Below are 5,005 nucleotides of genomic sequence, written 5' to 3' on the forward strand. Positions count from 1 at the left end.
CGAGCGGGCGGCCGCGCGGATCGGCCTGCTCGTCCAGGCGTGCGACGCCACCGCGGGGCTCATCGGCAACGAGGTTTCCGCGTGGCTTACCGGAAAACCCGCCGGGCAGCCGGTGCTGTCCACCCGCCGCCGGATCGACGGCGCCGACGTCTCGGTCTCGCTGGCGGGGACGCCGTTCGGCGCCGGACCGCGCGCCTGCCCGGGTTCGCGGCACGCGACCGCCCTCGCGACCGGCGTTCTCCAGGCGCTGCAGGGGTTTCGCCTGACAGAAACGAAGACGGAGTGGGTGTCGTCGCCGAATCTCCGGATGCCCGCCCGGCTGTGGGTGACCCGCGGCTGACCCGGAAACGGGTTCTGCTAAGACTTACCGCGTTCATTTCTCGGGGGAAGGGCGCGGAACGTGCTGTACATGGACGGACTGCTCGGGATCGTGACGCTCGGGCTGTGGATCTTCTGCCTGGCCGACGTGATCACGACGGACGAGTCGTCCTGCCGCAACCTGCCGAAGGGCCTGTGGCTGCTGCTCGTGCTGGTGGTGCCGCTGGTGGGGTCGATCATCTGGCTGGTCGCGGGCCGGCCGCAGCAGGTGACGCGGGCGCGCGGGCCGTACGAGCGCAACGCGCCGGCGTACCCGGAGTACGACCGCCCCGGGCGCTTCGCGGCGACGAGCGCGGAGGACGACGAGGAGTTCCTGCGCAAGTGCCGGGAACGCGCTGAGGCGCAGCGGAAGCTGGCCCGCGAAAAGCGCGCCGAAGACTGAGTCAGCAGCCGGGGCCTTCGCACGTGCCGCGTTCGTAGGCCTCCAGCGTCGCGATCACCAGCTGCCGCTCGGCCGGGCTCAGCGGCGTCAGCGCGTTGCTCCACGCCTGCGCGCCGCGGGCCAGCCAGGCGTCGACCGCCGGGCGCTTGTCCGGCGTGATGCTGACGATTGTGCGGCGCCGGTCGGCGGGGTCCTCGTCGCGGTTCAGCACGCCCTGGCGGCTGAGGTCGCCGACCATCAGGCTCGCCGTCGTCGGGGCGACCTGGAGCCGGGTGGCCAGCTCGGTGACCGTCATGGGGCCGTCGAAGAGCAGGTAGGAAAGCAGCGACAGGTGCCGCGGCGCGAGCGCGCAGCCGTCGAGCTCCGCGGGCACCGGCGTCCGCTTCGCGCGGCCGACCAGGCGGGGCATGAGCAGCAGGAGCTGCCGCACGCCGTCCTCGACGCTCAGGCCGGGCTGCGTTGACACCGCTCACCTCCGGTCGGTAGCTTTGTTTGCAAAGCAAACGCTTCGGCTCGTCCGAGCCTACCTCGCGGGTCGAGCGTACCGGCCAGAACAGGGGATCCCCATGACCGCACCAGCCGACATGAACGACTTCAACAAGCAGGTCGTGGACGAGTTCCGCGCCAACAACGGCGTGGTCGGCGGCTACTTCGAGGGCAAGAACGTGCTGCTCCTCACGACGATCGGCGCGAAGAGCGGCGAGGCTCGGCTGTCCCCGCTGGTGTACACCACCGACGGCGACCGTTACGTCGTCGCCGCGTCGATGGGTGGTGCCCCGAAGAACCCGGCCTGGTACCACAACCTGGTCGCGAACCCGAAGGTCACGCTCGAGGTCGGTACCGAGAAGTTCGAGGCGACGGCGACGGTGATCGCGGACCGCGCCGAGCGGGACCGCCTGTACGCGGGGATGGTCGCGCACGCGGAGGGTTTCGCGGAGTACGAGACGAAGACGGACCGGGTGATCCCGATCGTGGTCTTCGAGCGCTAAGAAGCAGAGGCCGCGGGGGTAGCTCCGGCCGTCGCTCGGCGAGCGGCCGGGGCTGGTGCGGGCGGGGTGCTGCGGCTCGGCTGGCCCCGGGCTGCGTCCCGCCGGGTCGGCCGAGCCGCAGGATGCCCAGGCATGGCAGGCCTGCCTCGCGGTCACGTGGCGGCTCAGGAAGCAGCGGGGATCTGAGGCTCGGCGGGGCCGCCTTCCGCCCGATCCAGTCAGCGGCACTGGCGCGGGGCCAGGGCTCGGCAGCCGAGGTCGCAGGTGTGACCAGGCCGGGGGATGCGGCACTGGTGCCGGGTCAGGGCTCCGCAGCCGAGGTTGCGGGCGTGGCCAGGCCGGGGATGCCGAAGGTCGCGGGGCTCCGGCGGCACTCGCGGCTCGCCGGCCGGGGCGAGGTGAGTGCGGGGGCCGGCGGGGGTCAGGAAGCCGAGGTCGCAGGAGCGGGAGCGGGCTCCGGCTCGGCACGCGGCTCGGCCGGCCGCCGAGCCGTCTCCCGCTCCGCTCGCCGCGCCTCCTTCCGCGCGATCAACCGCTTGCCCACGTCGATCAGCGGCTTCTCCACCCACCGGTGGATCAGGTCCGCGATCGCCAGGCCGACCAGGAAGACGACCACCGCGCTCGTCGTGTGGTTGCGGGCCAGGCCCGGGACCGCCTGGATGACCACGAAGTGCACCGGGCCCTGCAGCAGGTACAGCGAGTACGACCGCTCGCCGACGAACCGCAGCGGGGCCGTGCCCATCAGCCAGCGGGCCGGGCCCGGGCTGACCAGGACGATCAGCAGCAGCATCGCCGCGAACGCGTACGCCACCAGCAGCCACAGGTTCTGGCCCGTGCCGTTCCACAGCGTGTCGAGGTTCGTGTGGAACACCACGAACCCTGCCACGATCGGGATCGCCGCCAGCGGGTGCGTCAGCGGCTTCAGCAGCGCGTAACCGCGGCGGTAGTGCAGCAGGATCGCCAGCAGGCAGCCCGCCGCCAGGATGAAGTAGTGCACCGTCGAGCGGTAGATCGGCACGTTCGCGCCGTGCAGCAGCCAGCCGCCGGTGGTCAGCGGGACCAGGGCCAGCAGGACGACCATCGCCGCGCCGACCAGCAGGAACTTGCGCTTCGCCGCGCCGATCCCGAGGAACACCAGCAGGAACGGCCAGACCAGGTAGAACTTCTCCTCGATCCCAAGCGTCCACGAGCCGCTGAAGAAGTTGTCCGTGCCGTTGGTGAACGACGGCAGGAACTCGTTGAGGAACGTCAGGTAGAACTTCAGCGCGTTCGGGAAGTCGCGGGCGTGGAATTCGCCGCGCAGCGCCACGAAAGCGACGATCCCGCCCAGGATCACCAGGTACGGCGGCAGGATCCGGAACACGCGCCGGATGTAGAAGTTCGACAGCGAGATCCGGCCGGTCCGGTCCTGCTCGCGCAGCAGCAGCGTCGTGATCAGGAAGCCGGACAGCACGAAGAACAGGTAGACGCCGACCCAGCCCGACAGCCACGTCCAGTTCTGGCCGCCGAAGTGGAAGAAGATCACCATCGTCGCGGCGATCGCGCGAAGGCCGTCCAGACCGGGGAACCGCCGCATGCCGAGGTAGTCCTCGTGGCTCATCGTGCGCAAGTCGGTTCCCCCGTCGGTGTGATCGTCCGGGCGAGTATAGGACGTCGGCTTACCTCGCCTTTGCCTCCGGTCCGAGCGCCCGGAAGGTGCTCCGAACGTCGTAACGGCGCTTCAGCTCCCCGAGTCGTCGCAGGTCCGCGGCCGGGTGGACGCCCTCGATCGCGGCGTGCTCGCCGTACACGAAGGGCAGCAGCCGCCCGGTCGTCCACGGCGCCAGCGTGTCGAACAGCTTCGCGTGCGCGGTCCGGACGGCCGCGACCCCGCCGTCGCCGACCAGTGACAGCGCCCGGACGACGAACTCGGCCGAGCTGTCCCAGCCGACGCCCGTGACCGCCGCCGGCCGGGCGAGCGCGCCGCCGAGCCGGTCGATGATGAGCACCGGCGGGGTGGCCGCGCCCGGGCCCGCGTGCTCGACGACGGCGTCGAGCATGGCGTCGTTGAGCTGCGAGACGGTCGCGTTGGTGCCGTGGTAGCCGTGCGGCTGGCGGGGTTCGGCCGCGATCGAGCCCGACTCGGTGAACGGCATGACCTTCAGCGTGTCCATGAGCACCGGCGCCGCGGCCCGCAGCGGCGCGACCAGCTCGTCGCCGTCCTCGCCGAGGTAAGCGACGCGGATCTGCGCGATGTGCTTCCCGCGCAGCGGTGCCGGCAGCACCGGGAGGTCGGGGTACTCGACCATGGCCAGCGACGTCGTCAGCGCGTCCGGCGCGGCCGCCGACCACGTGCGCCAGGCCCGCAGCGCCGCCGGCACGTCTTCGGGGGCGAAGTAGAGGCCACCGCCGTAGAGGTGCGAGACCGGGAAGAGGTCGAACTCCACCGCCGTGACGACGCCGAAGCTGTCGCGGCCGCCGCGCAGCGCCCAGAACAGGTCCGAGCCGGGCTCGACGCGCCGGAGCTCGCCGTCGGCGGTGACGACGTCGAGGGCGCGGACGTGGTCGGCGGCGCGGCCGTACCGGCGGGCCATCAGCCCGAAGCCGCCCGCGAGCGTGTAGCCGACGACGCCGACGTCCGGCGACGAGCCGCTGAGCGGTGCCAGGCCGTGCTCGCCGGCGGCCTCGATGACCGCGCCCCAGCGTGCGCCCGCTTCCACCCGGGCGGTCCGGGCCGACGCGTCGATTTCCACGCCGGTCATCCGGCGGGTGCTGATCAGCAGGCCGTCGGTGCCCGCGGTGAGGCCGTGGCCGGTGGCCTGGACGGCGACCGGCAGCCCGTGCGCGGCGGCGTACCGCACGGCGGCGACGACGTCTTCGGCGCTTTCGGCGGCGACGACGACCGCGGGCGAGCTGGGCACTGCCGTCTGGAACCCGGCGACTTCTTCGGCGTAACCGTCCTGACCTGGGCGGAGGGTGTGCATTTTGGCTCCTTTCGTTCGCTGCTTCCAGCCTGGAGCGAAGCTGATCAGAAGTCCAAGATCTGGTTTGTCTGCCAGCTAGAATCAGTGCTTATGGAACTGCACCAGCTCTCCTACTTCGTCGCGGTCGCCGAGGAAGGCAACTTCACTCGCGCGGCCGAGCGGCTGCACGTCGCCCAGCCCGGGGTGAGCGCGCAGGTCCGGCGGCTGGAACGGGAGCTCGGGCAGGAGCTGCTGGACCGCTCCGGCCGGACTGTCCGGCTCACCGACGTCGGCGCCGCGGCGCTCCCGCACGC

Annotated in this window: 6 protein-coding genes and 1 pseudogene; 4 read left to right on the forward strand and 3 right to left on the reverse strand. The window is 71.8% G+C overall.

Annotated features, from left to right (window positions below):
- Positions 1-340: pseudogene (locus tag G3I65_RS24290) on the forward strand (cytochrome P450); the annotation flags it as partial.
- A gap of 60 nt (positions 341-400) precedes the next feature.
- Positions 401-760 (forward strand): PLDc N-terminal domain-containing protein, encoded by a 360-nt coding sequence (locus G3I65_RS24295; RefSeq protein ID WP_160698147.1) that lies wholly within the window; start codon positions 401-403, stop codon positions 758-760.
- Between the two features lies 1 nt (position 761).
- Here the strand turns inward: G3I65_RS24295 and G3I65_RS24300 are convergent, their stop codons facing one another.
- The gene (locus G3I65_RS24300) at positions 762-1,226 is read right to left on the reverse strand and encodes a MarR family winged helix-turn-helix transcriptional regulator (protein WP_125307891.1); all 465 of its coding nucleotides are present in this window, start codon (positions 1,224-1,226) and stop codon (positions 762-764) included.
- Between the two features lie 100 nt (positions 1,227-1,326).
- Between G3I65_RS24300 and G3I65_RS24305 the strand changes: the two genes are divergently transcribed.
- Positions 1,327-1,749: a nitroreductase family deazaflavin-dependent oxidoreductase gene (locus G3I65_RS24305; RefSeq protein ID WP_086857027.1), complete on the forward strand. Its 423-nt coding sequence runs from the start codon at positions 1,327-1,329 to the stop codon at positions 1,747-1,749.
- A 421-nt stretch (positions 1,750-2,170) separates the two neighbouring features.
- Here the strand turns inward: G3I65_RS24305 and G3I65_RS24310 are convergent, their stop codons facing one another.
- Positions 2,171-3,349 carry an acyltransferase gene (locus G3I65_RS24310; protein WP_203612493.1) on the reverse strand — a complete coding sequence of 393 codons (1,179 nt, stop codon included), beginning with the start codon at positions 3,347-3,349 and terminating at the stop codon, positions 2,171-2,173.
- Between the two features lie 58 nt (positions 3,350-3,407).
- Complete coding sequence (locus G3I65_RS24315; protein WP_160698149.1) at positions 3,408-4,712, reverse strand: FAD-binding oxidoreductase; 1,305 nt, start codon at positions 4,710-4,712, stop codon at positions 3,408-3,410.
- Between the two features lie 90 nt (positions 4,713-4,802).
- Between G3I65_RS24315 and G3I65_RS24320 the strand changes: the two genes are divergently transcribed.
- The coding region (locus G3I65_RS24320) for a LysR family transcriptional regulator (protein ID WP_160698150.1) at positions 4,803-5,005 on the forward strand (203 nt) is incomplete at its 3' end.

Origin of the sequence: Amycolatopsis sp. SID8362, from assembly GCF_010550475.1 — a bacterium.
Taxonomy (GTDB): Bacteria; Actinomycetota; Actinomycetes; order Mycobacteriales; family Pseudonocardiaceae; genus Amycolatopsis; species Amycolatopsis eburnea.

What these genes read in the sequence shown, in the direction of transcription:
- G3I65_RS24315 (WP_160698149.1), bottom strand. Translation starts at nt 4,712, where the DNA reads ATGCACACCCTCCGCCCAGGTCAGGACGGTTACGCCGAAGAAGTCGCC.
- G3I65_RS24305 (WP_086857027.1), top strand. Translation starts at nt 1,327, where the DNA reads ATGACCGCACCAGCCGACATGAACGACTTCAACAAGCAGGTCGTGGAC.
- G3I65_RS24310 (WP_203612493.1), bottom strand. Translation starts at nt 3,349, where the DNA reads ATGAGCCACGAGGACTACCTCGGCATGCGGCGGTTCCCCGGTCTGGAC.